Annotated in this window: 1 protein-coding gene; it reads left to right on the top strand. The window is 36.5% G+C overall.

Annotated elements, in window-relative coordinates; translation table 11 throughout:
- Window positions 1–130 precede the first annotated feature (130 nt).
- The gene (locus PPOP_RS18045; RefSeq protein WP_006288108.1) at window positions 131–601 is read left to right on the top strand and encodes a hypothetical protein; all 471 of its coding nucleotides are present in this window, start codon (window positions 131–133) and stop codon (window positions 599–601) included.
- The last annotated feature ends 179 nt before the right edge of the window (window positions 602–780 follow it).

Below are 780 nucleotides of genomic sequence, written 5' to 3' on the forward strand. Positions count from 1 at the left end.
TTCGGTTCGTTTGTAAGGGTACAAACATTTTACCGAGTTGGCGGCTTTTTTTCTATTCTTAAATTGTATTTTGTTGGTTAATCAACAGGCCTGACCTAGTAAAAAACATAAAGGTGGGAAATAGAAGTTTGTGAAAAAAGGAAGAACAGGTTTACGAATACGTTGTGATAAGAATGTACCTGTTGTTTTAAAAAAAGCGTTTATTCATTTTGCAAAATGGTTGCGATGTCACTACAATTTCCCCAAAAGGGTACCTGTTTATATTAAAGCAAGCTATCATGTTGTAGCTCCGGTTACTAAAGAACATGCTTCAGCTTTATTTTTTGCACGATTTGATAAAAATGAAGAGCCGTATATTCGAATTGCTACAGGGGATTTTTATGATTTGGAGAAAGAGCATGGACGTAGAGATGCCATTTTGATGACTTTAAATAGCTTATCACATGAACTTCAACATTATTATCAATGGATAGATGGTAAGGAATTTCTTGAAGAAGATGAGGAATTTTTTGAAGATGAAGCAGTAGAAGGGGCAGTAGAACTTACTTGGGAGTATATAGAAGACGGTTTTGAAGAGTTTTGGTCTTCATTGGATTGTTAAGTTATTGCATAAAGCTTACATACGTATTGGTGGGGTGTTGCAGTTACATTTAATGATGAGGAAACCAAAGCACAAATTGAGTCTGTAAAACAATCATGGCTTTTCCGCCGCATCCCCAGCATGAAAGTGGGGTTTAGCGCAGCACTTTTCCTCCATACTGAGTAATACTGCGATTGGAC

Origin of the sequence: Paenibacillus popilliae ATCC 14706 (assembly GCF_000315235.1) — a bacterium.
Lineage (GTDB): Bacteria > Bacillota > Bacilli > Paenibacillales > Paenibacillaceae > Paenibacillus_B > Paenibacillus_B popilliae.